The sequence below is a fragment of the Bradyrhizobium sp. WSM4873 genome (assembly GCF_055811355.1).
In genome coordinates this window covers 1-1,355 of the sequence record NZ_JBVVPS010000097.1, presented here as the reverse complement: position 1 = coordinate 1,355, position 1,355 = coordinate 1, and the positions used below count along the sequence as shown (strand labels likewise).

Below are 1,355 nucleotides of genomic sequence, written 5' to 3'. Positions count from 1 at the left end.
GAGCTATCGCCGAAAGTTGGTGACGGCGGGAATCGGGAAGGCGGCATATCGTGGGGGTGCTTGACGCCTCCACTTCTCCACCAAAGGAGCGATATGCCGTGCCCAACGATAACGTCACCAGACTGATTCAGCCAGGATTCTTCGACGATCAACTCACCGAAATCTTACGCAATGGAGCCCGTGCGCTGCTTGCGAAGGCGGTCGAGGCCGAGGTCGCGGACTTCCTCGACAACATGCCGATTTAAAGACCCAGGACGGTCAGCAGCGCGTCGTCCGCCACGGTCACCTGCCGGAACGCGAGGTGATGACCGGTATCGGTCCGGTCACCGTCCGCCAGCCGCGTGCGCGCGACCGCGCGGCCGCCGCCGGCGATCCCGGCCGCATCCGGTTCTCACCGTCGATCCTGCCGCCCTACATGCGCCGGTCGAAGTCGATCGAGACGCTGCTGCCGATCCTTTATCTGAAGGGTATCTCGACCGGCGATTTCTCCGAGGCGCTGGCGGCGCTGATCGGCAAGGATGCTGCCGGGTTGTCGGCATCCGCCATCGGCCGGCTGAAGGACGGTTGGATCGACGAACACGCCGCGTGGCAGAGGCGCGATCTGTCGGCGAAGCGCTACGTTTACATCTGGGCCGATGGCATCCATCTGGAGGTGCGGCTCGAAGACGAAAAGCAGTGCATCCTGGTGCTGATCGGCGCGACGCCGGAAGGCCGCAAGGAACTGGTCGGCTTCACCGATGGGGCCCGCGAGAGCGCGCACGACTGGCGCGATCTGCTGCTCGATCTGAAGCGGCGCGGGCTCGACGTGCCGCCGCGGCTCACCATCGCCGACGGCGCACTCGGGTTCTGGAAGGCCGCCGGTGAGGTCTGGCCGAAAACGCGCGAGCAGCGCTGTTGGGTGCACAAGACCGCCAACGTGCTCGGCAAACTGCCGAAGAACCAGCACCCGAAAGCCAAACGCGCGTTGCAGGAGATCTGGATGGCCGAAACCAAGGCCACAGCCGAGCTGGCGTTCGAGGCATTCATCGAGAGCTACGCGTTGAAATACGACAAGGCGGCCGACTGCCTGGCCAAGGATCGGGATACGCTGCTGGCATTCTACGACTTCCCGGCCGAGCATTGGAAACACTTACGGACCACCAACCCCATTGAAAGCACCTTCGCCACCGTGCGCCATCGCACGATCCGATCGAAGGGCTGTCTGTCCAACAGGACTGCCCTAGCAATGGTCTTCAAATTGCTTGAGGGCGCACAGAAAAGCTGGCGACGGCTCGACGGACACAACCAGTTGCCAAAACTTCTTCTCGGTGTGACATTCAACGACGGGATCGAGGTCATCGCCAAGCCGACCGACC

General features: G+C 63.1%; 1 pseudogene. It reads left to right on the top strand.

From position 1 onward, the window contains the following. Window positions 1-98: 98 nt before the first annotated feature. Window positions 99-1,355: pseudogene (locus AC0L21_RS37880) on the top strand (IS256 family transposase); the annotation flags it as partial.